Genomic DNA, 26,485 nt, shown 5'->3' on the forward strand with positions numbered 1-26,485 from the left:
ACGAGGAAGCCGTCGCAGACGAGGAAGCCGTCGCAGACGAGGAAGCCGTCGCAGACGAGGAAGCCGTCGCAGACGAGGAAGCCGTCGCAGACGAGGAAGCCGTCGCAGACGAGGAAGCCGTCGCAGACGAGGAAGCCGTCGCAGACGAGGAAGCCGTCGCTACCGAGACGGAGGCGGCCGCCTCGACCGAGTCGATGGTCGACGAGGAGGGCGCCAGCGAGGACCCGGCCGAGGCCGCCGAGCCGGCGGAGGCCGCGGGGGTCGCCGACGAGGAGATCGATGTCGACGACGAGGCGGGCACGGTCGGCGACGAGACAGACACGGTCGACGACGAAGCGGGCGTCGATGTCGACGAGCTGAAGGGCATCGGACCGGCCTACGCGGAGCGGCTCGCCGAGATCGGGATCGAGACCGTCGGGGACCTCGCCGCCGCCGACGCCGAGGCGGTCGCCGAGGGCGCGAGCGTCGGCGAGAAGCGGGCCGCGACGTGGATCGACCGCGCCAAGGAGTTCTGACTCCGCCGACCGCGACCGGTACCGAGGCCGCCGACCGCAACTGTTTCGTCGCGCCCGCCGAACCGAGTGACATGCAGCGATCGGTACACACCGACCGGGACCGGTTCCGCGAGGTCGCCGCCGCGGCGCCCGCGGGAGCCCGCGTCCCGGTCGAGCGCCGGGTCGCCGTCGACGACCCCTTCGCGGCCTACCGCCGGGCCCGCGACGGCCCCGGCGGCTTCTGCTACGAGACCACCGGCGGGCAGTCCGGCTGGGGCTACTTCGGCGTCGACCCCGTCGAGCGGCTGACCGTCTCGGACGAGGCGGTCGTCGCGGGCGGAGCCGAGGGCCTCTTGTCGAACGCCGGCGGCGAGAGCCCGACCGGCGACTACCGACGCCCGAGCCCGACGCTCGCGGCGCTCCAGGGGCTCCTCGACGGGGAGACCCTCGCTCGGGTCGACTGCGAGGTACCGTACCCCTGCGGCGCGTTCGGCTGGCTCTCCTACGACGTCGCCCGGGAGCTGGAGTCGTTCCCCGCGCCCGCGCCGGCCGGTCCCGGCTCGGTCGACGAGCGCGGGCTCCCGCGCCTCCAGATCGGCGTCTTCGACCGGGTCGCGGCGTGGGAGTGCCCGGTGGCTTCCGAGGGGGTCGACGGGCCTCCGTCCGTCACCCTCCGCGTGACCGCCTGTCCCCGGGTCCCCGCGGGGGTCGACGACCCGACCGCCGACGGCGACGCCCTCGACGCGCTGTTCGACGAGGGGGCGGCGCGGGCCGGTAACCTGATCGATCGGATCGAGACCGGCGACCCGGGCGTCGGCCCCGCGCCCGTCCGCGACGCGTCGACGGCGACCTTCGAGAGCGACGTCGGTCGCGAGGGGTACGTCGAGGCAGTTCGCCGGGTGAAGGCGGCCGTCCGCGACGGCGACACGTTCCAGGCGAACGTCTCGCAGCGCCTGCGGGCCCCGGCCGCGGTCCACCCGGTCGCGGCGTACGACGCCCTGCGGGCGGTGAACCCGGCGCCGTACTCCGGGCTGATCGAGTTCTCGCGGAGAGCGAGGAGCGAGGGCGGCGACGGCGGAGGTGACGGAAGCGAGGCCGACGGGAGCCGGGACGCCGCCGGAGGCCCCCGGTCAGGCGTCGACCTCGTGAGCGCGAGCCCGGAGCTCCTGTTGGAGCGCGTGCCGACCGACGACCCCGACCGCGGCGCCCGCCTCGTGACGGAACCCATCGCCGGGACGCGGCCGCGGGGGCAGACGACCGCGGCCGACGAGGAACTGGAGACGGAGCTGACCGCCGATGCGAAGGAGCGCGCGGAACACGCGATGCTCGTCGACCTGGAGCGCAACGACCTCGGGAAGGTCTCCCGGTTCGGCACGGTCGACGTCGCGGAGTACCGCCGCGTCGACCGGTACAGCGAGGTGATGCACCTCGTGAGCCTCGTCGAGGGCGAGGCGCGCCCGGACGTGGGCGTCGCCGACGCGATCGCGGCGTGTTTCCCCGGCGGGACCATCACGGGGGCGCCCAAGCCCCGGACGATGGAGATCATCGACGAGCTCGAGGAGACGCGACGGGGGCCCTACACGGGCTCGATGCTCGTCGCCGGCTTCGACGGTCGAGCGACCCTGAACATCGTCATCCGGACGCTGGTGAGACACGGCTCGGAGTACCACCTGCGCGTCGGGGCCGGGATCGTCCACGACTCCGAGCCGGACGCGGAGTACGAAGAGACGCTCGCGAAGGCGCGCGCGCTGGTGACCGCGACGGACGAGGCGCTCGCGGCCGGCGGGATGGCGGTGGACGGACCCGGCGACGCGAGCGATCCGGACGAGGCCGCCGAGGCCGGAGGCGACCGATGACCGACGCGCCCGCCGCGGGCTCGGACGCCGAGGCCGGCTGGCGACCGGGCGTCGGCGACGCCGACGCGAGAGTGCTCGTCGTCGACAACTACGACTCGTTCGCGTACAACCTCGTCCAGTACGTGGGCGAGGTCGCCGGGGCGGTCACGGTCCGGCGGAACGACGCGATCGACCTCGACGGGATCCGCGCGCTCGACCCCGACGGCGTCGTCGTCTCGCCGGGGCCGGGTACCCCGGCCGAGGCAGGCGTCTCCACGGCCGCCTTCGACCTCGACAGACCGGTCTTCGGCGTCTGTCTCGGGCACCAAGCGCTGTGCGCGAACCGCGGGAGCCGAGTGGGGCACGCCCCGGAGGTCGTCCACGGGAAGCCCTCGACGATCACCCACGACGGGTCGGGCGTGTTCGCCGGCCTCCCCGACCGCCTCAGAGTCGGACGGTATCACTCGCTGTGCGTCGAACGCACGGACCTCCCGGACGACCTCGTCGAGACGGCCCGCACCGAGGACGAGCGGGAGGTCGTCATGGGCGTTCGGCACCGGGAGAAGCCCCACGTCGGCGTGCAGTTCCACCCCGAGAGCATCCTCACGCCGCGGGGGAAGGCGATGGTCGCGAACTTCGTGGAGGCGTGCGAGAGTCATGAGTGAGGACCCGACCGGAGGCGGCGCGGAGGGAGGCGGCGCGGACGGAGAGTCGACCGGAGGCGGCGCGGAGGGAGGCGGCGCGGACGGAGGCGGCGCGGGCGGAGAACCGACCCGGGACGGCGCGGACGAAGCGCTCCGGTACCACGTCGACGGCGAGGTGGTGCCCGCGAGCGAGGCGACCGTCTCGGTGGAGGACCGCGGGTTCGCCTACGGCGACGCCGCCTTCGAGACGATGCGGGCCTACGGGGGGGACGTCTTTCGGTGGAGCGACCACGCGGCGCGGCTGGCCGGCACCTGCGAGACGCTCGGGCTCGACCACGGCCTCGCGGAGTCGGACCTGAAGGCGCGGATCGACGAGACCCTCGCCGCGAACGACCTCGCCGACGCCTACGTGAAGCTCTCGGTCACGCGCGGGGTCCAGCCGGGGACGCTCGACCCGGACCCCGAGGTGGACCCGACCGTCGTCGTGATCGCGAAGCCGCTCCCTCGCGGCGGCGTCGACTCGGAGCCGGTCCACGACGGCCCGGCCGCGCTCCAGACGACGAAGACCCGGAAACCGTCGTCACGCGCGCTCCCCGCGGACGCGAAGACCCACAACTACCTCAACGGGATCCTCGCTCGGCTGGAGCTCCGAGTCACGGGCGCCGACGAGGCGCTCATGCTCGATCCCGACGGCAACGTCGCCGAGGGGGCGACCGCGAACCTCTTTTTCGCGGACGGGACGTCCCTGAAGACGCCCTCCCTCGACGGCCCGATCCTGCCCGGCGTCACTCGTCGGACCGTGATCGAGATCGCCGAGGCGGAGGGGATCCCGGTGGAGGAGGGCACGTATCCCCCCGACGCGGTTCGCGGGGCCGACGAGGTCTTCCTCACCAACTCGACGTGGGAGATCCGACCGGTCGAGACGGTCGACGGCCTCGCGGTCGACGGGGACGGCGACAGCGTCGAGGGCCCCCTGACCACCCTGCTCTCGCGGCTGTTCGACCGGCGCGTGGAGGAGCGGTACTACGACGGCGAGCGGTTGTGAGGAGCGAGTCGCGGATCGAGCCGCCGTGAGGCGAGGTCGTCCGCAACCACAGGCCTATCCGACCGGAGCGCGTAGTCCGACGACATGGCAGACGACAAGAGCGGCCGCGACAAACAGGCCCGCGACGAGGACCGACGGCAACGCGAGCGCGAGATCGCCGCGGCGGTAGAGCGCGGCGACGAGCCCGAACCGGAGGTCGACACCTCGGAGCTCGCCTACTTCGAGACCGAGCTCGAACCGCTGACGTTCCCGGCGACCGCGGCGGAGATCGTCGCGGCGGTCGGCGACCGCGAGATCGAGTCGACCGTCGGCACGTACAGGGTCGCGGACCTCCTTCCCGCCGTCGACTGGGAACGGTTCGACTCCCCCGATGAGGTCAGGGTCAGGATACAGCGCCCCACGATCGCGGCGGCGATGAAGCGGATCGTCGAGGCGAGCGATCCGCTCCCGAACGAGGAGTTGGGCAGGTCACAGCGGGACGCCTACGAGCGGACGTTCGAGGCGCTCAAAGCGATCGACGCCGACGACGAGGACGAGGGGATCAGGGTCGTCGCCGACTGGATCGTCGAGCGGATCCGCGAGAAGGAGGCGATCCCCGGATCGAGGGACGTGCGCCGACGGGCGGCAGAGTTCTGCCGGTCGAACGGGTACGAGATCCGGAACGACGAGTGGCTCGGCGTGTAGGCGGGGGCGGCTCCACGGTCACCGCGGGGCCGACCCGGACGCACAACGTTCAAACCCGCCGCGGGCCTCCGACTGGTATGGACGAGAGCCGCCGGATCGCCGGCGTCGACGAGGTGCCGGAAGAGAGTACGCTGCTCGTGACGCTGCGACCCGTCGACCCCGAGAGCGTCGACGAGGGCGAGGGCGACGTGGGCGAGGCCGAGGACGGCACCCCCGAGGCGGAGGCGATGCTCACGCGGGCGGCCGGCGACGTGCGCGCGTTCCGCAACTACTGTCAGCACTGGACCGACGTGCGCCTCGACAAGGACGACGGAGCGTTCGTCCGTAACGGGGAGGTGTTCTGTCAGAAGCACGGCGCGACGTTCGAGGCCGACGGCGGCTACTGCAACTTCGGCCCCTGCGAGGGCGCCGTCTTGGAGTCGGTCGACGTGGCCGTTAACGGCGACGACGTGTACCTCACCGACGACGCCTACGAGTTCGTCAGGCTCGGTCACTCGCACCGCGACGGGGACGGCGGCGACTCGCGGATCGACTTCACCGGGAACTGAAGCGGGAGGCGAGCCCCCGTTCGTTTTTAAAAGCGCGTGCGGCCGCTCGCCCCGCCGGCGTCGTCGCGCCCGAGCGCCTTCCTCAGGAAGCTCATCCAGCGCTTGCGGTCGGCGGCCTTCTGGCGCTGTTCCTCCGTCTCCGGGTCCGGGGCGTCGAGCCCCTCCAGCGCCTCTAGCGCGCGGTCGATGCCGATGATCGACGCCGCGAGTTCCTCGCCGCGCTCGTAGCTCACCTCGTTCTCCTCGATGGGCGCCAGTCGGTCCAGCCGCTCCCGCCGCAGGTTCCGCTTCGCCCGCTCGACGCGGTCGCGCTCGCCGGGCGGAATCGAGTCGCGCCGCTTGATCTCGAAGACGAACGACCGGAGGTCGATCGCCTCCCCCTGGACCTCGATCTCCTCGGGGATGTCCGCGCCCACCGTCGCGGCCTCGCGGTTCACCCGCTCTAAGAGCCCCTTCCGCTCGTACTCCTTCACGCCCGCTGGGTAGGGGGCGGTCGCACTTCGCTCCTTCGGCGGGGAGCGGTGGCGTGGCGACAGTAAAAAGGGACGAGGTTAACCCGCCCGCGCCGCAAGCGGTTGCCATGGAACCGCTCGAAGCCGAGCTCTCGCGGGCGCGCGAGCTCGCCGTCGACGACCTGGCCGACGCCATCGAGGCGATGGGCTTCGAGTGCACGCGCTGTGGCGGCTGCTGTACGGGCTACGCCCCCGACGAGCCGGGCGGGGCGCCGGCGGGGGAGGGCGCGGACGACGTCGACACCGACTGTCACGGCGGCGACGGCGACGACGCCGGAGCCCGCGAGCCCCACACGGCGACCGTCTTCCCGGACGAGGTCCGCGAGGTCGCCGCCGCGGCCGAGGAGCGGTCCGGCGAGTCGTACGACTGGCGCGACGTTGCCCGCCCGATGCCGTTCGGCCTCTCCGAGACCGACGAGGGCGAGCCGACCGGCGAGACGTTCGAGTGGGCGCTCGCGACCGACGACTGCGGCGACTGCGCCTTCTACGAGGAGGCGGACGGTCAGGGGGCCTGTACCGTCCACGACTCGCGGCCCCTCATCTGTCGGACCTATCCGTTCAGCGTCGCGCTGGACGGGACGAGCCAGCCGATGGGCGAGGCGGTCGACGCCGAGGGGATCGTCCGCGCCCACGAGTGCGAGGGGCTCGGCCGCGACATCTCGCGGGAGGACGCAGAGGCGCTGGCCGCGGCGCTCAAGGAGCGCGCGGTCCGCGAGCTGGAGGAGGCGATCGGCGTCCGGGACAACTACGACCCGTCGGCCGCCGAACGCGCCGACGGCGACGTCGTCGTCTTCGACTCCGAGGGGCCGAAGGAGGCCGACGGGACGCCGGTCGACGGGAACTGAGCGAAAATCTCGCCTCGAGTTTTTAAACGACGTCGAGCGCCGCGTCGACGTCGGCGGCGATCGCCTCGCTGGCGGCCCCGTCCGGGAGCGTGAGCGGCGGGCGGACGCGGGGGTCCGGGACGAACCCGCGGTGGGCGGCCGCGACCTTCGTGGCGGGCGCGAACCCGTGGTCCCCGCACCGGGCGAACAGCGGGGCGATCGCCCGGCGGTGGAGCGTCAGCGCGCGGTCGTCCTCGCCGGCGCGGAGCGCCTCGCCGAGGGCGACGAAGGCCTCCGGGATGACCTGCGAGAGCGCGTGGATCCCGCCGTCGACGCCGAGCGACGCGCTCGGGTACAGCAGGGCGTCGACGCCCTGGAAGACGGTGAACTCGTCGGGAGTCCGGTCGACGGCGACGTCGACCGCGGAGACGTCACCGCTCGTGTCCTTCAGTCCGACGATCGCCTCGCGCTCGGCGACGGCGGCGAGGACGTCGGGGTCGATCGGCTCGCCCACGGTCGACGGGATGTCGTAGAGGAACACCGGCAGGGGCGCGTCGTCGGCGACCGCGTCGAGGAACGCCCGCTGTCCCGCCGGCGCCGTCGAGTTGTGGTAGTACGGGAGCGTGACGAGCCCCGCGTCCGCGCCGGCCGCGTCGGCCGCCCGGAGCCGGTCGAGGGTGCCCGAGACGGTCGTGTCCGCGGCGCCCGCGATCACGGGGACCCGACCGTCTGCCGCCTCGACGGTCGTCTCGACGACCGTCCGGCGTTCCGCGTCGGTGAGGCTGGCGAACTCGCCCGTGGTCCCGCAGGGGACCATCCCGTCGAGGCCGGCGTCGACGAGGGTCGAGACGTGGTTCGCGAGCGCGTCGGCGTCGACGTCGCCGTCGGCGTCGAACGGGGTCACGATCGGGGGCGACACGGCGCCGTACCGGAACTCGGGGGTACGCATGGTCCCGGGTTCGGCGGGCCGCGAGAAAGGCGTTGCCCACGCGGCGGTACAACTATACTGGTCCGTCGCCACGTACTGGTGGAGTCTACTATGGAGATCTCAGAGAAGCTCCTCTGTCTGTTCAGCGCCGACGTTCGCGAGGAGAACGGCGAGTACGTGGTCGACGTCCCGCGTCGCGAGGTCGAGAACGGATCGCTCGAGCCGGGCGAGACGTATCGAGTCGCGCTCATCTCGCGCTCGGAGACCGAGGCGGGCGAGGAGACCGACAGCGGCACCGACGTCTCGGCGTCCCGCGCCGGCGACGGCCCCCAGCCCCCGGTCGAGCCGGGCGAGATGCGCTACGTCGAGATCGAGGACCTCGGCAAGCAGGGCGACGGTATCGCCCGCGTCGAGCGCGGCTACGTGATCATCGTCCCCGACACGGAGGTCGGCGAGCGCGTGAAGATCGAGATCACGGAGGTCAAGTCCAACTTCGCCGTCGGCGAGGTCGTCGAGGAGTAGGCGTCCCGCCGACGGGGACGGGAGAGGGATCGCGACGAGCGGACCCGACTCGCCGGCGACCCGGCCGGGCTGACTGGACCCGGCGACCGTGGCGGACCGGGCGGAGCGGTCGAGAATCGCAGGCCGTCGTGGCTTCTATGTGCGACCCGTCCGTACCGCGTTCCATGAAGTCGATGTGTGTCGCCGTCGAACGGTACCCTCGACGACCATGCCACACATGAGCGTTCGAGTGCCGGTCGCGGACGCCCCCGCGTCGGTCGGGGACCGCCGCGTCGGCCTTTCCGCGTCGGTGTTCGCGGACCTCGGTATCGAGCCCGGCGACGCCGTGAGCGTTCGCGGCGATCGGACGACCGTCGCGGTCGCGGCGCGCGTGGACGACGACCCCGGCGGGGCCCGTCTCCCCGAATCGATCCGCCGGAACGCCGGCGCCGACCTCGGCGACGCGGTCGCGATCGAGCCGGTCGACGCCGTCGCGGCGTCGACGGTCACGCTCCGCCTCAACGAATCGATGGATCTCACCCGCGCGGCGGCGGCTCTGCGGCGACGCCTCGACGGGACGGCGGTCTCCGTCGGCGACGAGGTCGAGGCGACCCTGCTCGGCGGCGCGCTGGCGCTCACGTTCGTCGTCGAGGAGGTCTCCCCCTCCTCGCCGGGACTCGTCGGGGAGGAGACCGAAATCGACGTGGTGACCGACGGGGGGACGGCGGCGGTGGTGAGCGAGCCCGAGGTCCCCGAGGCGGATCGGATCGTGCCGTCGGCGACGTTCCGCGAGCTCCGGGAGGCGGCGGCGACCCGCCTCGACGGGGCGGAGTCGTTCGCGGCGGCCGGCCGCCCGACGACGCTCGGGCTCCTCCTCCACGGGCCGCGGGGCGCCGGGAAGACGACGCTCGTCGAGGCGGTCGCGGCCGCCGTCGACGCGACCCTGATACGGGCCTCCGCCGCACGGCTGCGCGGCGAGAGCGCGGGCGACCGCGAGCGCCGGCTCGACCGCGTCGTCGAGGCCGCGAGGGACGCCGAGCGGGCGGTGGTCCTGCTCGACGACCTCGACGTCCTCGGCGACGACGGCGCCGCCGCCGCGCTCGGCGACCGGCTCCGCGGGACGCTCGACGAGCTCCGGGACGCGGACGGAACGGTCGCGATCGGGGTGACCACGGACGAAGAGCGCGTTCCGGCGGCGCTGCGGCGCGGCGGCCGGTTCGACCGCGAGGTCGAGCTCGCGCCCCTGAGCGTCGAGGACCGGCGAGCGGCCCTCGAGAGCGTCGCGCGGGACGTCCCGCTCGCGGCGGACGTCGACCTCGCGGAGACGGCGACCCGGACCAACGGGTTCGTCCTCGCCGACCTCGCGGTGCTCGTCGACGCGGCGCTGGAGCGGGCGGTGCGCCGCGAGGGCCGGACCGCGGTCCGGCAGGCCGACCTCGACCGGGCGATGGAGTCCGTCGAGCCGGGCGGGCTCCGGGACGTCGCCGTCGAGTTCCCCTCCGTCTCGTGGGACGAGGTCGGCGGGCTGGAGGCCGCCAAACGCGAGATCGTCCGCGCGGTGTACTGGCCCCTCGATTACGCCGAGCGCTTCGAGCGCGCCGGCATCGAGCCGCCCACGGGCGTGCTGCTCTACGGCCCGCCCGGCACCGGGAAGACCCTGCTCGCGCGGGCAGCCGCCACCCTCAGCGACGCGAACTTCATCTCCGTGAACGGTCCGGAGCTGTTGAACCGCTACGTCGGGGCGAGCGAACAGGCGGTCCGGGACCTGTTCGCGACGGCGCGGGAGAACGCCCCGGCGGTCGTCTTCTTCGACGAGGTCGACGCCGTCTCCCCGAAGCGGCGCGGCGACGACACCGGGGCGGGCGAGCGCGTGGTGTCCCAGCTGCTGACGGAGCTGGACGGGCTCGAACCACTGACCGACGTCGTCGTCGTCGCGGCGACCAACCGTCCCGGCTCGATCGACAGGGCGCTGTTGCGGCCGGGGCGGATCGAGAAGGCCGTCGAGACCCCCCTCCCCGACGAGGCCGCGCGCCGGGAGATCCTCGCGATCCACACCCGAAACACGCCGACCGATTCGGGAGTCGACCTCGGTGCGCTGTCCGAACGGACCGCGGGATACAGCGGCGGCGACCTCGCGGCGCTGGTCCGCGAGGCCGCGATGCTCGCCATCGAGGAGACGATCGTCGACAGCGGGGCCGCCGCGGCCAGCGACGATATCGCGGTCACCGTCGAACACTTCGAGCGCGCGCTCGCGGAGACCGCGCCGTCGGTGACCGAGCGCGAGGATTCCCCGGTCCCGCCGTGGGAGTGAGGGCGGCGGCCGGTCGCGTCGGCGACGGTCGAGCGTCGGGACCCGCCGTCGGAGTCGTTTCGGGACTGTCGTGATGCCGCCTCGGGGCCGGGCGAGGGGCTCGGGATCGACGCTATTCGGGCTCCTCGTGGAGGTTGAAGATGAAGTAGATGATCCCGAGCGCGGTGGCCAGTTCCACCGCCGAGACGAGCCAGAACGCGGTGGTGAACCCGAGCCCCAAGCGCTGCAGCGTCGGCAGCGCGAACAGCGCGACGGCCGCGAGGACGAAGCAGACGCCGATCCCGACGACCGACGTGGTGTTCAGTACGGCGACTGTGTCGTGAGAGTCGTCGGTCATGGGGTGTGAACGAGTGTGAAAAGGAACGACCTCGGTTCTGCGGTCGATACGGAAGCCGTTTCCCTCAGTCGGCGGCCGACGCCTCGCCGGCCGACGGCTCGGGCGCGCCGGTGTCACTGAGGATGGCGCGGCTGCGGAGCAGGACGAACCCGAACCCGACCTTCGCGGTCACGTCGAGCACCATGAACGCGAGCGTCTCGACGCCGAGACCGACGACGCCGGCGCCCTCGGTGCCGACGATCCACAGGATGGGGTACGCCGTCCACAGCACGGCGACCAGCGCCGTCAGCGTGTTGAACGTGCTCTGCACCTCCTCCGAGCGCCGCTTCGCCGCGCTGCGGAGGCTCGTCAGGAGGTAGTACAGCACGAAGAGGAACGCGATCGTGCTGAACAGCCACCAGGTGTAGCGGGCGAGCATCGTCTCCGACAAGGCACCGATGAGGCCGGTGACGATCATCAGCGCGTCGACGCCGATGAGGGTCCCGGTGGTGACCCGGTCGACCTTCGCGAGCAACGCGAGGTCGAGCAGCAGCAGCGGCGTGGTGAACAGCCAGTCCGCGTACCGCGCGTAGTAGATGTCGAGCGTGCCGCGCCCGACGACTTCGACCTCGGTCAACCCGACGCCGAAGAACATCGACAGGTACGCGGCCGACGCGATGCCCGGCACGAGGATGGTGATCGCGTAGTACTCACGGGCCTCCTTGTCAGTGACTCCCCATCCCTTCGCGATGAAGTAGAAGGTCCCGATGAGCATGAATAGCGTCCCGATGCCTAGCCACAGCGTTTCGGGCCGACCGTCTCCGAGGAGGTCAGCCCCCGCCTGAAGTACTGTCGGATCCATACGCACCGATATATACCAGTTGTTGAATATTCAACTTCGACACAGCATAGTAAGGTACAACTTCGCGCTCTGGCCACCGAACGTCGAAAACGGTGCGCCGCGTCGGGTTCGCGGCCGCGATTCGAGCCGTCGAGCACCCGTATGTTCGGCCAAGAGGGCCCCCTCCTTTCCAGCCGATGGCTCGTTAGGGTGTGGTTACTGCCTAACTAGTGACCCGAAAGTAACGCACGTTGGCGTCCGTAGTACGACTATGGCGAACGACGAGACCGAGACGGAGACTCAGACGACGACCGAGGCCGAAGAAGTGACCCGGGGCGAGACGGAGACGGAGGCGCCGTCCCTCGACATGGAGGCGGTCGATACGTACGACGGGACGGTAGAGGAACTCACGGAGGCGCTCGCAGAGCGCGAAGAGACGATAGCGGAGCTCCGGTCCGTCGTCGAGAGCCAGTCAGAGCAGATCGAGACGCTGGAAGATCGGTTCCTCGACCTGTCCGCGCGCGTCGCCGACGGGCGCAACCTCGGCGTCTGTCCGGAGTGTAACGGGCCGACCGAGAAGAAGGAGCGCTTGTTCCGGAGCGACACGATCGAGTGTCTCCGGTGCGGCGAAGTCATCTACACGTACTGAGCCTGCGCGCGGTGCGCGCGTGAATTACCGAAATCGGCGAGCGGCGTCGCTAGCGACGAGACGTGCGGACGGCGAGGAGAACGTCGGTCGCCGGCGAAGAGAACGTCAGTCGCCGGCGACACGGGCGTCCCAGTAGGAGACGGACGCCACGTAGTCGCCCGGAACCGTGTTGCCGACGAGCTCGTCGAGCGCGCGGAAGGGCCTCGCGATCGGGCCGGGGAGCTCGCGGTAGAAGCCGTACGGGAGCACGAAGTCGTGTTCCTCGCCGGCGAGCGTGAGGTCGGCCACTCGGAGCATGTCGACGACCTGACGTTCCGAGTAGAGCCGTGACCCCATCGGGAGCAGCCAGGTGTACAGCGTCCGGAGGCTGCGCCTGTTGAACGTGTCGAAGAACACCTGTTCGGCGCTGACCCGGCAGAGCTCGCGCGCGAACGGCACCGGGTCGTCCATCAGGTGGAAGAACCGCATCGCGACCACCGAGTCGAAGTGGTCGTCCGGAAACGGGAGCCGGGAGGCGTCGCCGCGAACGAACGTCACGGTGTCGGACAGCCCCGCATCGGCCGCGTTCTCGCGTCCCTGTTCGAGCATCTCCCGGGAGATGTCGATACCGACGATGTCCGCGCCCTGATCCGCGAGCATGGTGGTGAACCGACCGGTGCCGCAGGCGACCTCCAGCACGCGGTGGCCCTCCTCGATCGGCCCGAGCGCGGAGAGCACCGCCTCCTTCTCGCGCCGGTCGATGAGCTCTCCCCCGCCCGAGAACCGGACGTCCTCGTACTCCTCCGCGACCTCGTCGGCCTGGTACCAGTCCTGTCCCTTCACGTTGTCCGTACTGCACACCCGACCGACAAAACCGTACTGGATGCAGTCGGGGACAGCGCCGCCGCCCCCGAGCGTCACGGGGTCACTAGCCGCTCGTCGAGACGGTGTCCGCGGGGATCTTGACGATCACGCGCGGACCGGACTCCTCGCCGTGATGCGGGTACTCCTCGACGCCGAAGTAGCGCCGGGCGAGCTCGTCGATGTGCGCCTTCGCCCCCGCTTCGGTCAGCTCCGCCTCGCCGCGGACCGAGACGTAGCGGTAGGGGTCGTCCGGGTCGAGCACGCTGACGCCGACCCTCGGGTTCCGTCGAATGTTCCGCTCCTTCCGTCGGCCGCGGACGGTGTTCACGAGGACGTACTCGCGGTCCTCGTGGTCGACCCACACCGGTGTGACGTGGGGAGTACCGTCGGGCAGCACGGTGGCGAGGTGGGCGTACGATTCGCTCTCGAAGATGTCGACGTGCGATTCCGGGATCACGCGGACGAATACGGTCCGGTCGGTAGAAAATCCACCCGATCGATCGGGTGGTATGCACCGCCGAGACGTGATATTAACACATTATATTATCCCAATCAGATTCCCCAATATGTAGCTAACCTTTACCAATAGGCGAGAATTTCAAAGAGTCATGAGTACCAGTCCAGCCGAGACCGCCGACCAGGACCGCCTTTCCGAGAGCGAGTACCGCGACCGCTTACGAGAACTTCCCCCTAGCGCCAAGCTCGTCGCGAAGGTACTGGAGAGCGACTCCCCCCTCTCGCAAGGCGGGCTCGCCGAGGAGTCGCTCCTGCCCGACCGGACCGTCCGCTACGCGCTCAACCGCTTAGAGGAGGAGGGGCTCGTCGACTCTCGCTACAGCTTCAAAGACGCGCGCAAGCAGGTCTACTACCTGACCGTCTGAGCCGGCCGACCGATCGAACCGTTCGCTGCCCAGCACGGAGTCCTTTTTAGTCCCTCGTCTCGATACCCGGGTGTATGGAACTCTCGGTCGTCGTACCGACCCTCAACGGGCGAGACCGGCTGGCCGCCTGTCTCGACGCGCTGGCGGCGCACGCACCCGAAGCGGAGGTGATAGTCGCCAACGGCCCCTCCGCGGACGGGACGACCGGGATGGTACGCGACCGCGACGACGTCGACGTGCTCGTGGAGATCTCCGACCGCACGGTCAACGTCGCTCGCAACGCCGGCATCGAGGTCGCGGCCGGCGACGCGATCGCGCTGGTCGACTACGACAACCGGATCGGCGAGGGGTGGATCGACGCCGTCTGGGACGGGCTGGCCGACGCCGACGCCGTGACGGGACCGGTGACGCCGATCGAGCCCCCTGGCGAGACCGCGAGCGAAGCCGCCGCGGACGCGTCCGAGCCGGACGAGACGGCGGACGACTCCTCTTCCGACCGGACCGACGACGCGGAGGATGGCGACGCGGATGATGACGATGACGCGGATGATGACGACGCAGGCGACGAGCCGGACGATGACGACGCAGGCGACGAGCCGGACGATGACGACACCGCTCCCGAGCGCCGGACGATCGCGGGCCGCGACGTGACCTACTTCGCGGGGGGAAACGTCGCCTTCTGGCGGGAGACGCTCCGGGACCTCGACGGCTTCGACGAGTACCTCCGGACCGGCGGAGCGCGAGACGCCGCTCACCGACTCGCGGGGATGGACCGCCGGATCGCGTGGCGAGACGGCCTCGCCGCGACGAAGGAGCTGCCGAGCCCGACCGCCGTCGACGGCGGTCGCAGCGCCCGCGATTGGGGCTGGAAGTACCGGGCGCTCGCGTACCGGCTGCTGAAGAACTACGGCGTCCGGCCGACGGTGCTGGCGCGGATCGGCTCGCACGCCGCGACGGACGCGTTCGGCGCGGCCGTCGACGTGGTCCGCGGCGACTCGACGCCCTCGCGGTGGGCCGCGACCGGCCGCGACGTGCTCGTCGGTCTCGTCGGCGGGACCTCGGACGGGCTCGTCGCCCGCGGCCGCGACCGGAGTCCGGCCCGGAACCCAAACGGGATCACGGAGCGCGCCGATCGTCCAGTGGCGAAGTACGACCGACGGGAGCGGGAGGAGTGACGCCCCGGCGGCGGGGGCGACGGCCGGCCGTCCGGCGACGATCGGTCGACCGCTGACCGACCGGCGGGGCGGGCCGCCCGCCCGTCCCCGCGCCTTTTAAGCTCCGCCGTCGTCTACGGCCGGTAACGAATGGGACTCACGAAGCGGATCATCCCCTGTATCGACGTCGACCTCGACGACGACGGGGACGCGGCGGTGTACACGGGCGTCAACTTCGAGAACCTGGAGTACACCGGCGACCCGGTGGAGCTGGCGAAGAAGTACAACGCCGCGGGCGCAGACGAGTTCGTCTTCCTCGACATCACCGCGAGCGCGGAGGGACGCGAGACGATGCTCGACGTGGTGAACGCGGTCGCCGACGAGTGTTTCATCCCGCTGACGGTCGGCGGCGGCATCCGCACGAAGGCGGACATCAAGGAGACGCTGCGCGCCGGCGCGGACAAGGTGTCCATCACCACCGGCGCGCTCGAACGCCCCGAGCTCATCGAGGAGGGCGCCGCAGCGTTCGGCAGCCAGTGTATCGTCATCTCCGTCGACGCGCGCCGCCGGTCCGACGACGCCGGCGAGCACTTCTACGAGGACGACGACGGCGAGACGGTGTGGTTCGAGTGCACCAAGAAGGGCGGCCGCGAGGGCACCGGCATCGACGCCGTCTCGTGGGCGAAGGAGGCCGAGGAGCGCGGCGCCGGCGAGCTGTTCGTCAACTCCATCGACATGGACGGGACAAAGGACGGCTACGACATCCCGCTGATGAAAGCGGTGTGCGACGCCGTCTCGACGCCCGTCATCGCCTCCTCCGGCTGCGGCGGCCCCGAGGACATGTACGAGGTGTTCACCGAGGCGAACGCCGACGCGGGGCTCGCCGCCTCCATCTTCCACTTCGGCGACTACTCTATCGAGGAGACGAAGCGGTACCTCGACGAGCGCGGCGTTCCCGTTCGATTATGATCTACCGGACGGGCGCCTTACCGGGGGCCTTCGATCCGATCCGATTTGGGAAGTGAGCGGGGCGACCGACGGTGCGGTCGCTCTCGTCGACCGCGTCGTGCCCTCGACAGACGGAGGCCGGTTGAGGACGGCTCTTGGACGGCTCCATCGAGCCTACTGGTTACAAGTGGTCTGCGAACTGGAGTCGCATCACGCGAGTCGCGTCCTCCCGTTGCGGGTTTCACCCCAGAGGTCAAGCTCCGAGATTCTCGCTCGGCTCCGCCCGCACATTCGGTACGCGCACCCACGGAGAAACGCATATGTCAGTTCGAATTGTACGCTTCGACCGATGTGGGGAGACGGTCGCTACCGGCGGGAACTGCTCACGCTGTTGATCGTCACAGCGACAGTCGTGGGCGTACTCGAAGGATTCCATATCGGCGGAATCGCGCCGATAAACGTCGCGTGGGCCTTCCTATCTGTTTCGCTTCTTTCAGTTGCGGTGTTGAAGGCGCTCCCGGTAGCCGACGGTGTGTTCATCCTCGAAGCGGTGTTCGTCTCGGTCACGGTGCCGCCGTTTATCGAGCCGACGGTCAGATTCGAGTTACTCGGAGTCGGACTCGCGGTCGCGTTTCTCGCCGGAGTCATCGCCCATCGAGCACGGCCGAACCTCGATCCGAGACACGTCCGCTGAAAACGACAGCGGGATCAGCCCCGCTCGTGGCCACGCAAAATCGAGGAGCACATCGAGACACAGACCGGGCGATACTGCTACACCACGACGGTACGGGTCGAACTCCGCTCGCTCGCCGAGCGGACAGGATCAACCCCGAAGTCGGGTCGGAAGCGTGAGCGAGTCAGACGCGTCCCGAGTGTGGCGACCACGAGGAGACGCTGGCGTGTCCGTGCGGTTTCGAGGGGGTACGCCGACCGCACGGCGTCAAAGACGTTCCTTCGGAAAGACAGCGATTGCGAACTCAGGCCGATGGCACGGCCCGTGCGTTTCGTGTGGGGCGACCGCGACTGCTCGGGGAAACCACACCCTTACGACGGTCCCAAAGAAGTGCGCACGAATCCGCGAGTCGCCTTCGTGGGTCGGTAGTTGAACCCTCAGCGGCGGAGTCCTCGCGCTTTGGCGCGCGGTGGATATCGACCGTGAGAGGGGTCACGAGTACAACCGTTCCATCAGTACCCGTTTGATCGGATTTCGCGAGCCGCTGCGGTCGGCAGTCTGCACCATAAGCGCGGTACAGTCGACGGACTCGACGAGCCTGTTTCCGGGTCTGCCGCGGATTCGACCGAGGAGTCCCGGAGCGTCGGTACCGGTGATCACGAGATCGGCCGGCTGTGCGAATCGAGCCGCCGCAGCCACGTCGTCATCGGCTTCGAGGATCGTCGATCGCGTGGGCACCGTCGTGATCGATATCAGCTCCGTGTGGTACTCCTCGACGGTTCGGCGCTGCGTTTCCGGTGGGTCCTCTGGAATCACCTGGATCAGGTTGATCTCTGCGCCGGTTTCTTCGGCGACTGCATCGGCGATAAGCAGCTTCAGCGGATCGTACGCGCCGCGGTTCGCAACGACCGCGATCTCGTCGGCCCCGTCGAATCCTCGATCTTCGACTAACACGGTGTCACAGGGCGCATTTTTTAGAATCCAGCCTGTTTCCTCGCCGAGTAGACGGCGATGGAAGTCGCCTCGGTTGCGTTCCAACACGAGGAGGTCATAGCCTTCGTACGTCGCGACGTCGACGATCGCCCGCTTGTGGTCTTCGCTGTCGACTTCGCGGTGTTCGATGCGGGTGCCATACGCCCTCAGGGGGTTCTCACTCGACTCGCCGACGCTGACTCCGCCAGAGGTCCGCGTTGGCTGGCCGACCTCGACGTCGGGCAGCCAGTCAGGTCGGTCCGCACCCGTTTGGATCCAATCGGGCTGATCTCGAACCTGTACCCGAGCGTGATCTTGGGCAAACACCCGGTGAGGGATATTCAGAAACTCAACGAGTGCGACCGTAGTGGTCCGTAGCCGGCCGAGATCGGCCGCGATACGGAGCATGCCCCGCTTCGTGCGATCGCTCGTTCGCTCTGTTAGCGCGACGAGCACGTCGAGTTCGGCATCGGAGTCGAACAGCTCGCGGGTGCGAGCCACGGCGTCGTCGCCGACGTTCCGACGAACCGCGTCCGTCGCCGCGCCCTCGCGGGTGGCCCGGGGTCGAACGTACGCGTAGTACCAGACGAGCGAACCCGCGATGATGATAATGGCACCGACGATAGGTACCGTTCCCATCTGGCTCAGCAGTAGGAGTCCCGCGACGATACCGAACAGCTGTACCCACGGGTACAGCGGCGCGATCCACGTCGGGTTATACTCGTCAACGGCCCCCTCGCGAAAGCCGATCAGCGCGACGTTTATCAAGACGAACACGAGGATCTTGAACGCGCTCGCAAGCTTTGCGATCTGTAAAATGGGAAAGATAGCGATCATGAGCAGAATGACCGCACCCGTCAGCATCACGGCCCGACTCGGGGTGTTGAACCGTTCGCTGATCGTCGTCAGCGACGGCGGCGCGAGGTTGTCACGCGCCATCGCGAAGGGATACCGCGAGGCAGAGAGGATTCCCGCGTTTGCGGTGCTCACGAGTGCGAGCGTGACGGCGACGGTAACAATCGCCACGCCCGGCGTTCCGAGCAGCAGCTCGCCGGCCTGCGCGACGACGGCGTCTTCCGCGCCCGGTGTAGTGATCGTCCCGAGTCCACCGCCGGCGCCGACTGGCAGGACGCCAAGCAGGATGTACACGGTCAGAACGTACAGCGCACCTGTGAAAAGCAGCGAGCCGAGCATCCCAATGGGGATGTTCCTCGATGGATTCTCGATTTCCTCGGCGACGCTCGCAATCTTCGTCACGCCTGCGTAGGCGACGTATACCGCGCCGGTCGCCTCGAGAAGCGAGAGCGTCCCCGACGCCCGCGGGTCAAACGCCCCGGTTAATCGCGAATTGTCGACCGCGGGGAACCCGGCGACGATAAAAAGTACCATGGCAGCGAGCATAACGACGACTATTCCCACCTGGAACCGACCAGTCACGTCTGACCCGACGAGGTTCAGGACGATGAGGGCGATCGCGATCGTAATCGCCACGACTCTGATGGATACCGGTAGCTCGCCACCGAGTATATAGATGAGATACGGGACGCCACCCACCAGCGCGAGGGCCCCTTTAAATGACAGTGAGAACCACGTGCCGACACCCGCTATCGTCCCAAAGAGCGGCCCCATTCCTCGCTCGATGTACAGGTACGTCCCTCCGTCCTGCGGCATCGCGGTCGCCATTTCGATCTTGCTCAGGGCCGCGGGTAACACCAGCACCCCGGCCAGAAGGAACGCGAGGAGCATCGTCGAGCCCGCGATTTCGAACGCGAGCGCCGGGAGAATGAAGATCCCCGAACCGACCATCGCCCCGATGCTGATGGCCATCACGGAGAACAGCCCGAGGTCGCGTTTTAAACCGCCTGCCATGAGACCTCCCCTGTATTGGCTGCGGTCGAACCGCAACGCACACTCACCCTATCACGGAGGGTCTGAGACCGTATGTCGGCGAACCGATTAGTTCCGTCCGGTTGATTACTACCAGAACGCGTCATCGACATCGGACCGTATGGGAAGCCGGAGATTACGTCTTTCGGGGCTGCGAGCAGTTATTGGAGCTGTATCTGAGTTCGGACGTCGGGCCACCGTCCGAGTGAAGTCGGGAGGAGAGGTGCGCAGGGCGCTGCGTTAGTTGGAGGACACGCTCACAGGTCAGCTAAGCGGTCGTCCACGGCGGCGTATCGGAACTCGCGAAACCGTGACCCGACGGCGACACTCGGGGGCGTGTTCGCCGTCCTGTCCCGTGCGGCCGAGTCTCACGTGGAGAGACGAAAGAGGCTCTCCGCGTACCCGGCGCTCGACGCTCTCACCGAGCGGTCCGACGGTGGAATAATAGGTTGGCTGACAGTAGTGGTGACCCGTCCGAGACGTAGGACCCTGACCACTCGGTGTTTGTTACTGCAGTTGTTTCCAATTGTACCGATCGAAACCAACAGTTATTATTCGATACCGACCGAATCGTGACGCATGTCCACGCCAGCGACGCGTGTCCGTGCCGAGCACCCGGAGCTCGTCTGCATGCGGACGGACGACGGTTCCGGAGACGGAGAGGTGACGTTCTTCGAACGGGACCGCGATCCCGACGAGCGGACGACGCGCTGGATCACGGTCCGGGATGCGGACTGCGTGCCGCTCGAGGAGTGGCGGTAAGACGCCGTTTCCGTTCGTTTTCGTGCGATCGTCTCGCTGACCGAGCCCCGGTGATCGTCGCTGAAGTTCCGGTCGCTCGTTTATCGATATTACTGACGCAGCGTCCGCCTCCGAGGTACCAGCCGCTTTCGAGTCCCGCCCACCGTAGAGCATCGCAGCCTCACACCTCCCTCGGCGGGCGGCCCGGCGCGGGCGGAGCCACGCCGGGCCGCCGCCTCCCTCGCACCGTCGTCGCCGGCGGCGGAGCCGCCGGCTGCCAGAGGGACCGAAGGTCCCTTGCGGTTCGCGGTCCTCCGGGCCGCTCACCGGGGCGCGCCACAGCACCGTTTAGGTATGAATCACCGCCGCAGTCGACTATCCGTATTTAAATATCTCGCCGGTGCCGTCAAACCTCCGTGTCTTGGCGTCAGTCGTCGGCTACGACCTGGTCCGGCGACCGGAGCCCCTCGTCCTCGAGCAGCGCGACCGTCGCGAGTCGGATGGCGTGGGGCCAGCCGAGCGGGGTCGCGCTGTCGGGCGTCCCGTCGTCGAAGAACTGCTCGGGGAGGTAGCTCGTCGGCTCGCACAGCGAGCCGCCGGGCGAGACGTGCGCGAGGAGCTCGCGGGCGCGCTCGGCCACCCGGTCGGCCCGCGGGTCGTCGTGCGCCCGGAGCAGTGCCGCGAGCTCGGCGCAGGCGTTCGCGCCCCACGCCGTCGAGACGGTCCACACCTTCTCCGAGAGCTGCCCGGCCCGCCGCCAGCCGTCCCCCTCGTAGCGGATCAGTCCCGAGATCGCGTCGCTCTCGTGAGCGAGCCCGTCCACGACCGTCTCCACGTGCGAGACGAGCCGATCGAGTCGCTCGTCGTCGACGGCGCCCCCCTCGCCGGTCCCGTCCGCCGCGTCGGTCGCGCCGAGCGCGTCGAAGGACCGATGCGCGCTCGCCAGCGACAGCGTCGACGAGTCGAGCCGGTCGTCGATCGCCCCCTGCGGCGTCTCGCGGAGCGCGTAACAGCCGCGCTCGGGCACCCACAGGTCGTCGAGCGCCTCGTACACCCGGGTCGCCTGATCGCGGGCGTGGGCGGCGAGGTCGTCCGGGAGGTCCGCGGCGTCGATGTCGCCGAGGTCGTCCGGGTCGGCGGCGTCCGCGCCCGCGTCGAGCGCGTCGGCGTCGAGCCCGTCCCCGTGGAGCGCGAGCTCGCTGTACGCCTCCAGGAACGTCGCCGCGGTGTGGGCGAACCGCCCGGCGCTGTCCTCCCACGCGTTCTGGCAGACGACGGGGCGGCCGTCGTCCGCCAGCGTCTCGTCGAGCCCGGCGAGCGCGGCGACGAGGGCCGCGTCGAGGTCGGGGACGTCGACAGGGCGGGACGACGTCCCGCTGGCAGCCGGACGGTGTCCGGCGACGCCCGCCTCGCGCGCCTGCGCGAGGAACGCGATCACGCTGCCGGTCTGGTCGGCCTGGTAGTCCACGTCGGGGCCGTCCTCGATGCGGGCGTTCGCCCAGCCGGGCGCGAGCGCGCCGTTCCGCGGCCACACGCGGTGGGGCCACGAGCCGTCCGGCCGCTGGGTGGCGACGTACATCTCGACCGAGCGGGCGTGCCAGTCGTCGAGCCCGATCCCCAGCCGGTCGTCGGCGTCGAGGACGAACGTCGAGATCTCCGCGTCGTCGCGGAACCACGTGTAGCCGTAGCCGCCGGAGGTCGCGTAGAAGGGGTCGAAGTCGGGCCCGGCGATCCGGAGCCCCGACTCCGCCGAGAGCAGCGAGAGCACCCGGAGGTCGGCGACCACGGAGTCGCGGGCCGGCACCGACTCGGGGACCGAGGGCGTCGTCTCGCCGGCGGCCGCGGCGAGCGCGTCGACGTCGTCGAGCTCGGTGAAGAGGCCGTCGAGCCGGTCGCGGGCCGCCTCGCGCGTCGTCTCGGTGCGGTCGGTCAGCAGGGACGCGACGGTGGCGACCCCGTCCTCGAACGGGACGTGAGCGACGACTTCGCCGGAGAGCCGCTCCTCCTCGTAGCGGTCGCCGTCGCGGGCGCGGGGGAGGTCCGTCGGCGTCTCGTCGATCAGTTCGGGGAACGTCGCCGGGAGCTGACCGCGGAGGTCGTCGAGGCCGGTGTCGCTCGCGAGGAAGTCGCGCTCGTCGGCGTGGTACACCTCGACCGCGTCGTCGTACCGGAGCTGGCCGACGCGGTCGTCGCGACTGTCGGGGGCGAACCGGGCGTAGACGACGAGCGAGAGCGCCTCCGGGTCGACGCTCCCGTGGCCGTCTGTCCCGACGTCGACGGTCGCCCGGGTGAGGTGGGCGTCGCCGAGCGTGAGGTCGTGGCGGGTCACGGTCGCGACGTCGGCCTCGTGGACCGTCTCGATCAGGGTCGTGTCGCCGACGTACCGCTGTTCGGTGGGCACCTCGGTGAGCCAGGTGACGTCGCCGCCGACGGCGAGCCCGATCCGGGAACGAACCAGCCCGGTCAACCCGGTGAGCGGGTAGCCGAAGTCGCGGAGCTCGCCGTCCTCGTCGACGTGGACGAGTCGCCCCTCGCCGCCGGAGAACCGCCCGGTGACGGTCCGGCGCTCGCCGGGGAACCGGGTGGCGTGTCCGGTGTTACGCTTGTAATCATCGAGCGCGTCGCGGAGTTGCATTAGGCGCACACACGGCCCCTCCGCCTATGAAGTTTTGGTGTAATTATTATTCATGAGTTCACAGAACGGAAACCCTCAAGCCGAGCGACGCCCGGGTACCCTCATGCACGAACCCGGACCGCCGCGGGCGACGAGCGTCGGCGAGGCGGTCGAGCTGGCCCCCCGATCCCCGGATCCGGACGAGACGTACGAGTGGACGGTCCGCGACGCGCCCGCCGCGAGCGCCGTCGGCGACGGGGAGAGGCCGGCGGACCCCAGTCCGAACCCCGAAGCGGAGACCGATCGGAACGAGCGCTCGCCGGTCTTCGTCGCCGGCGAGACGCGCCGGTCGGACGCGCCGGTCGTCCACCTCCGGCCGGACGCCCCGGGGACCTACGTCCTGACGCTCGAGGCGCCCGACGGGACGCACCGCCAGCGCGTTCGCGCCTTCCCGGACGAGCGGCGCGAGGCCGAACTCCGCGTTCCGGCCGCGGACCTCCCGCTGGCCGACCCCGACCGCGTCTCGCTGATGTGGGCGCACAACGAGCGTCTGCTCGCCCGCGACCGCCCCGAGCGCGACGGCGACGACTGGGTGCTTCGGACGCGCGTCCCGCCGGGGCGACACGGGTTCAGCTTCGTCGCCGACGACGATCCGGGCAACGAGCACGGGGACGTCGTCGAGGTCCCGGGACCCGGCCGTCCCCGGCTCTCGCTCGAGGCGCGCGTCGAGGGCGGCGAGGCCGGCGGAGGCGGCGAGGGCCACGCGGAGGGCGACGGGCCGACGGTCGTCCTGACGGCCGACGTCGACGTCCCGCCCGGGGCGGACGCGGACGGCGCAGACGCAATCGAGACCGACGCCGCCGACCGTGACGTCGAGTTCCTCGTCGACGACCGCGACGCGGATCCGGAGACGGTCGCGCGCATCGAGGCGCTCGCGGACGGCGCCGTCCTCGCGGTTCCGATCGACGAGGTCCCCGACGACGTCGTCGACGGCGACGGCCTCCGGGTCCACGCGGTCCCGCACGCGGAGCGGTACGGCGCGGCCGAGACGGTGCGGATCGGAGGCGGCACCGACGGTGGTTCGGGCGACCACTGCGACGCGCCGGTCACGGTTCGGGACCCCCACGCGCGCCCCGCGTGGGCCGACTCGCCGGCGATCTACGAGGTCTTCGTCCGGTCGTTCGCGGGCGAGACCCTGCCGACGACGTTCCGCGAGATCGAGCGCCGGGTGCCCTACCTGGAGAGCCTGCGCGTCGACGCGCTCTGGCTGACGCCCGTGCTCGCCTCGCCGACGGAGCACGGCTACCACGTCACCGACTACTACGAGACGGCCGCCGACCTCGGCTCGCGCGAGGCGTTCGAGTCGCTCGTCGAGACCTGCCACGACGCCGGGATCCGGGTGATATTCGATCTGGTGATCAACCACACCTCCCGCGATCACCCCGCCTTCCAGCTGCACGCCGCGGGCGTCGACGAGTACGTCGACCACTACCGGCGGGCCGACGGCGCGTTCGACGTGACCGGCACCGACTGGGCGGAGCTCACCGAGGGCGACATACCGGAGTACTACTTCAACTGGCGACGGATCCCCAACCTCAACTTCGACAGCCCGACCGTCCGCGCGTGGCTGCTTGACGTGGTCGACGAGTGGGCCGCCGTCGTCGACGGGTTCCGCGCCGACGTGGCGTGGGGGGTCCCGCACGGCTTCTGGAAGGAGGTCGCCGACCGCGTCCCCGACGACTGCCTCCTGCTCGACGAGACGCTGCCGCACGACCCCTTCTACGGCGAGGGCGAGTTCGACCTCCACTACGACACCTCCCTGTACGGGGTCCTCCGCGACGTGGGCGCGGGTAGGGCCCCCGCTGACGCGGTCGCCGACGCCTTCGACCGCGCCGCGTGGCTCGGCTTCGACGACCCGAGCGCGCAGATGCGCTACGTCGAGAACCACGACGAAGACCGGTACCTCGCCGAGTACGGCCGCGACGCCCTGAAGGCCGCCGCCGCGACCGTCTTCACGCTCCCCGGCGCACCGATGATTTACGCCGGGCAGGAGCGCGGCAACGAGACGTACCGCGGACCCGTGCGCTGGCACGACGGGGACAACGACCTCACCAACTTCCACCGCGGCCTCGCCGCGCTCCGCGAGCGCGAGCCGCTCCTCCGGGCGGGCGCGGTCGCGTTCGATCACCCCGCCGCCGACGTGGCCGTCGTCGACGGCGATCCCGAACGGGTGACCGCGTACGTCCGAGCGGCGGAGCGGAGCGACGAGGCGGGCGAGAACGGGGGGGCAGCGGCCGGGGACGACGACGGACCGCTCCTCGTCGTCGTCAACTTCGCGAGCCGGCCGGCCACCGTCGCGGTCCCGGAGTGGGCCGAGGTCGACCTGTTCGCGGACCGCGCGGTCGAGACCGAAGCCGAGGTCGACGCCGTCGCCGTATTTAAATAATCAGGCCGCGGCTCCCGCTCGGCGAGGGGACGCCGCGTCCGTCGAGCGAGCGGTGCGGCACTCCGACCCATATAAGTGGTGTCCTCGTCCTCTGTTCGGTATGGACGACCGGACGCTGAACGATCTCCTCCGTCGATTCGGGCTCTCGGACAAAGAGATCGACACGTATCTCAGCCTCTTGGAACACGGCGAGGCGAAGGCGAGCACCATCGCGGACGCCGCCGGCGTGTCGAAACGCTACGTCTACAGCGTGAGCGAGTCGCTCGCGGACCGCGGGTTCGTGGAGGTGAACGACCACGTCGTGCCGACGACGATCCGCGCGAACCCGCCCGACGAGGTGATGAACCGCCTCCGCTCGGACGTCGACGCGATCCGGCCCGGACTGGAGGAGCGCTTCTCGCGGGTGGAGCGACGCGCCGAGCAGTTCGAGGTGATCAAGTCCCGCGTCACCGTCATCAAGCGGATCCGCACGCTCCTCGAGGAAGCCGAGTCGGAGGTGACGCTCTCGATCTCGGCGAAACACCTGCCCGAGGTCCGCGAGTCGCTGGTGGCCGCCGTCGACCGAGGCGTCCTCGTGCTCCTCGTCGTCTCCGACGCCGAGAACGACCTCGCCGACAGCGACCTCGACGCGAGCGCGCTCAACGGTGTCGCCAGCGTCGTCCGCACGTGGAGCGAGGCGATGCCCACGCTGCTCACGGTCGACTCAGCGGCGGGCGTGGTCGCACCGCCCGAACTCCTCCGGCGGTCGGACACCGACCGACAGGCGATCCACTTCTCGCAGGAGCAGCTCGCGCCCGTCATCGTCGGCTCCTTCCTCGGGAACTACTGGCCGGCCGCGAGCGAGGTCGCGACCGCGGAGCCGGCCCCGCTGCCGGCGGAGTACACGAACTTCCGGCACACCGTCCTCCAGGCGACCCTGCACCTCCGAGCCGGGGAGACGCCTCGCGTGACCGTCGGCGGACGGTGGACGGAGAGCGACGAGCCGGCCGACCTCGACGGCCGGGTCGTCGAGGCGAAACAGGGGATGGTGGAGCCGACGAACAACGAGTTCCCGGTCCAGCACTCGCTCGTCGTGGAGACCGACGACGGCACCGTCACCGTCGGCGGGAAGGGCGCGTTCGTCGAGGACGTCGAGGCGGACCTCGTGCGGATCGAGGCCGACGAGGACGGTGTCGCCGCCGACTAGTCCGACCG

At 70.2% G+C, this 26,485-nt stretch carries 25 protein-coding genes and 1 pseudogene; 18 read left to right on the forward strand and 8 right to left on the reverse strand.

Features of this window, described 5'->3' with window-relative positions; all coding sequences use genetic code 11:
• The 6 genes from R6U01_RS08205 to R6U01_RS08230 form a co-directional block, all read left to right on the forward strand.
• Positions 1-515 (forward strand): helix-hairpin-helix domain-containing protein (locus R6U01_RS08205; protein ID WP_410285974.1); only part of this gene is annotated, 515 nt, incomplete at its 5' end.
• Between the two features lie 71 nt (positions 516-586).
• On the forward strand, positions 587-2,350 hold the full coding sequence (locus R6U01_RS08210) for an anthranilate synthase component I family protein (RefSeq protein ID WP_410285975.1): 1,764 nt from the start codon (positions 587-589) through the stop codon (positions 2,348-2,350).
• The gene (locus R6U01_RS08215) at positions 2,347-2,994 is read left to right on the forward strand and encodes an anthranilate synthase component II (RefSeq protein WP_410285976.1); all 648 of its coding nucleotides are present in this window, start codon (positions 2,347-2,349) and stop codon (positions 2,992-2,994) included. The genes R6U01_RS08210 and R6U01_RS08215 overlap by 4 nt, the downstream gene beginning before the upstream one ends.
• The gene (locus tag R6U01_RS08220; RefSeq protein WP_410285977.1) at positions 2,987-4,018 is read left to right on the forward strand and encodes an aminotransferase class IV; all 1,032 of its coding nucleotides are present in this window, start codon (positions 2,987-2,989) and stop codon (positions 4,016-4,018) included. The genes R6U01_RS08215 and R6U01_RS08220 overlap by 8 nt, the downstream gene beginning before the upstream one ends.
• A gap of 84 nt (positions 4,019-4,102) precedes the next feature.
• Positions 4,103-4,702, forward strand: coding sequence for a hypothetical protein (locus R6U01_RS08225; protein ID WP_410285978.1), 600 nt, complete (start codon positions 4,103-4,105; stop codon positions 4,700-4,702).
• A gap of 77 nt (positions 4,703-4,779) precedes the next feature.
• A complete protein-coding gene (locus tag R6U01_RS08230; protein ID WP_410285979.1) occupies positions 4,780-5,250 on the forward strand; it encodes a Rieske (2Fe-2S) protein in 471 nt (156 codons plus the stop codon).
• 26 nt (positions 5,251-5,276) lie between these two features.
• Here R6U01_RS08230 and R6U01_RS08235 read toward each other — a convergent pair whose 3' ends face one another.
• Positions 5,277-5,723, reverse strand: a complete 447-nt coding sequence (locus R6U01_RS08235) for a DUF5788 family protein (RefSeq protein WP_410285980.1) — start codon at positions 5,721-5,723, stop codon at positions 5,277-5,279.
• A gap of 107 nt (positions 5,724-5,830) precedes the next feature.
• On the opposite strand from R6U01_RS08235, the gene R6U01_RS08240 reads away from it, so the two are divergent.
• Positions 5,831-6,607 carry a YkgJ family cysteine cluster protein gene (locus tag R6U01_RS08240; protein ID WP_410285981.1) on the forward strand — a complete coding sequence of 259 codons (777 nt, stop codon included), beginning with the start codon at positions 5,831-5,833 and terminating at the stop codon, positions 6,605-6,607.
• A gap of 22 nt (positions 6,608-6,629) precedes the next feature.
• Here the strand turns inward: R6U01_RS08240 and R6U01_RS08245 are convergent, their stop codons facing one another.
• Positions 6,630-7,535, reverse strand: coding sequence for a dihydrodipicolinate synthase family protein (locus R6U01_RS08245; protein ID WP_410285982.1), 906 nt, complete (start codon positions 7,533-7,535; stop codon positions 6,630-6,632).
• Positions 7,536-7,625: 90 nt separating this feature from the next.
• Between R6U01_RS08245 and R6U01_RS08250 the strand changes: the two genes are divergently transcribed.
• Positions 7,626-8,036 carry a TRAM domain-containing protein gene (locus R6U01_RS08250; protein WP_410285983.1) on the forward strand — a complete coding sequence of 137 codons (411 nt, stop codon included), beginning with the start codon at positions 7,626-7,628 and terminating at the stop codon, positions 8,034-8,036.
• A gap of 217 nt (positions 8,037-8,253) precedes the next feature.
• Positions 8,254-10,326 (forward strand): AAA family ATPase, encoded by a 2,073-nt coding sequence (locus tag R6U01_RS08255; RefSeq protein ID WP_410285984.1) that lies wholly within the window; start codon positions 8,254-8,256, stop codon positions 10,324-10,326.
• Positions 10,327-10,438: 112 nt separating this feature from the next.
• On the opposite strand, the gene R6U01_RS08260 is transcribed toward R6U01_RS08255, so the two are convergent.
• Together R6U01_RS08260 and R6U01_RS08265 are read right to left on the reverse strand one after the other, a co-directional pair.
• Positions 10,439-10,663 carry a hypothetical protein gene (locus R6U01_RS08260; protein ID WP_410285985.1) on the reverse strand — a complete coding sequence of 75 codons (225 nt, stop codon included), beginning with the start codon at positions 10,661-10,663 and terminating at the stop codon, positions 10,439-10,441.
• 64 nt (positions 10,664-10,727) lie between these two features.
• Complete coding sequence (locus R6U01_RS08265) at positions 10,728-11,504, reverse strand: bacteriorhodopsin (RefSeq protein WP_410285986.1); 777 nt, start codon at positions 11,502-11,504, stop codon at positions 10,728-10,730.
• A 250-nt stretch (positions 11,505-11,754) separates the two neighbouring features.
• On the opposite strand from R6U01_RS08265, the gene R6U01_RS08270 reads away from it, so the two are divergent.
• Positions 11,755-12,132, forward strand: coding sequence for a hypothetical protein (locus R6U01_RS08270; RefSeq protein WP_410285987.1), 378 nt, complete (start codon positions 11,755-11,757; stop codon positions 12,130-12,132).
• Positions 12,133-12,237: 105 nt separating this feature from the next.
• Here the strand turns inward: R6U01_RS08270 and R6U01_RS08275 are convergent, their stop codons facing one another.
• Together R6U01_RS08275 and R6U01_RS08280 are read right to left on the reverse strand one after the other, a co-directional pair.
• Positions 12,238-12,954 (reverse strand): class I SAM-dependent methyltransferase, encoded by a 717-nt coding sequence (locus R6U01_RS08275; RefSeq protein ID WP_410285988.1) that lies wholly within the window; start codon positions 12,952-12,954, stop codon positions 12,238-12,240.
• A gap of 85 nt (positions 12,955-13,039) precedes the next feature.
• A complete protein-coding gene (locus R6U01_RS08280) occupies positions 13,040-13,432 on the reverse strand; it encodes a PPOX class F420-dependent oxidoreductase (RefSeq protein WP_410285989.1) in 393 nt (130 codons plus the stop codon).
• 151 nt (positions 13,433-13,583) lie between these two features.
• Here R6U01_RS08280 and R6U01_RS08285 point away from each other — a divergent pair, with 151 nt between their 5' ends.
• From R6U01_RS08285 to R6U01_RS08305, 5 genes and pseudogenes are all read left to right on the forward strand, one after another.
• Positions 13,584-13,856: a helix-turn-helix domain-containing protein gene (locus tag R6U01_RS08285; protein ID WP_410285990.1), complete on the forward strand. Its 273-nt coding sequence runs from the start codon at positions 13,584-13,586 to the stop codon at positions 13,854-13,856.
• A 74-nt stretch (positions 13,857-13,930) separates the two neighbouring features.
• Positions 13,931-15,031 carry a glycosyltransferase gene (locus tag R6U01_RS08290; RefSeq protein WP_410285991.1) on the forward strand — a complete coding sequence of 367 codons (1,101 nt, stop codon included), beginning with the start codon at positions 13,931-13,933 and terminating at the stop codon, positions 15,029-15,031.
• A gap of 129 nt (positions 15,032-15,160) precedes the next feature.
• Positions 15,161-15,979 carry an imidazole glycerol phosphate synthase subunit HisF gene (hisF, locus tag R6U01_RS08295; protein ID WP_410285992.1) on the forward strand — a complete coding sequence of 273 codons (819 nt, stop codon included), beginning with the start codon at positions 15,161-15,163 and terminating at the stop codon, positions 15,977-15,979.
• A gap of 370 nt (positions 15,980-16,349) precedes the next feature.
• Positions 16,350-16,652 (forward strand): hypothetical protein, encoded by a 303-nt coding sequence (locus R6U01_RS08300; RefSeq protein ID WP_410285993.1) that lies wholly within the window; start codon positions 16,350-16,352, stop codon positions 16,650-16,652.
• Between the two features lie 161 nt (positions 16,653-16,813).
• Positions 16,814-17,060, forward strand: a pseudogene (locus tag R6U01_RS08305) (IS200/IS605 family transposon protein TnpB); the annotation flags it as partial.
• Positions 17,061-17,123: 63 nt separating this feature from the next.
• Here R6U01_RS08305 and R6U01_RS08310 read toward each other — a convergent pair.
• Positions 17,124-19,472: an amino acid permease gene (locus R6U01_RS08310; RefSeq protein ID WP_410285994.1), complete on the reverse strand. Its 2,349-nt coding sequence runs from the start codon at positions 19,470-19,472 to the stop codon at positions 17,124-17,126.
• A 597-nt stretch (positions 19,473-20,069) separates the two neighbouring features.
• On the opposite strand from R6U01_RS08310, the gene R6U01_RS08315 reads away from it, so the two are divergent.
• Positions 20,070-20,252 carry a hypothetical protein gene (locus R6U01_RS08315; protein WP_410285995.1) on the forward strand — a complete coding sequence of 61 codons (183 nt, stop codon included), beginning with the start codon at positions 20,070-20,072 and terminating at the stop codon, positions 20,250-20,252.
• A 406-nt stretch (positions 20,253-20,658) separates the two neighbouring features.
• Here the strand turns inward: R6U01_RS08315 and R6U01_RS08320 are convergent, their stop codons facing one another.
• Positions 20,659-22,866, reverse strand: coding sequence for a glycoside hydrolase family 15 protein (locus tag R6U01_RS08320; protein ID WP_410285996.1), 2,208 nt, complete (start codon positions 22,864-22,866; stop codon positions 20,659-20,661).
• A gap of 103 nt (positions 22,867-22,969) precedes the next feature.
• On the opposite strand from R6U01_RS08320, the gene R6U01_RS08325 reads away from it, so the two are divergent.
• On the forward strand, positions 22,970-25,291 hold the full coding sequence (locus R6U01_RS08325) for an alpha-amylase family glycosyl hydrolase (protein WP_410285997.1): 2,322 nt from the start codon (positions 22,970-22,972) through the stop codon (positions 25,289-25,291).
• 100 nt (positions 25,292-25,391) lie between these two features.
• Complete coding sequence (locus tag R6U01_RS08330) at positions 25,392-26,477, forward strand: TrmB family transcriptional regulator (RefSeq protein WP_410285998.1); 1,086 nt, start codon at positions 25,392-25,394, stop codon at positions 26,475-26,477.
• The last annotated feature ends 8 nt before the right edge of the window (positions 26,478-26,485 follow it).

This window comes from Halorubrum sp., from assembly GCF_046498025.1.
GTDB lineage: Archaea > Halobacteriota > Halobacteria > Halobacteriales > Haloferacaceae > Halorubrum.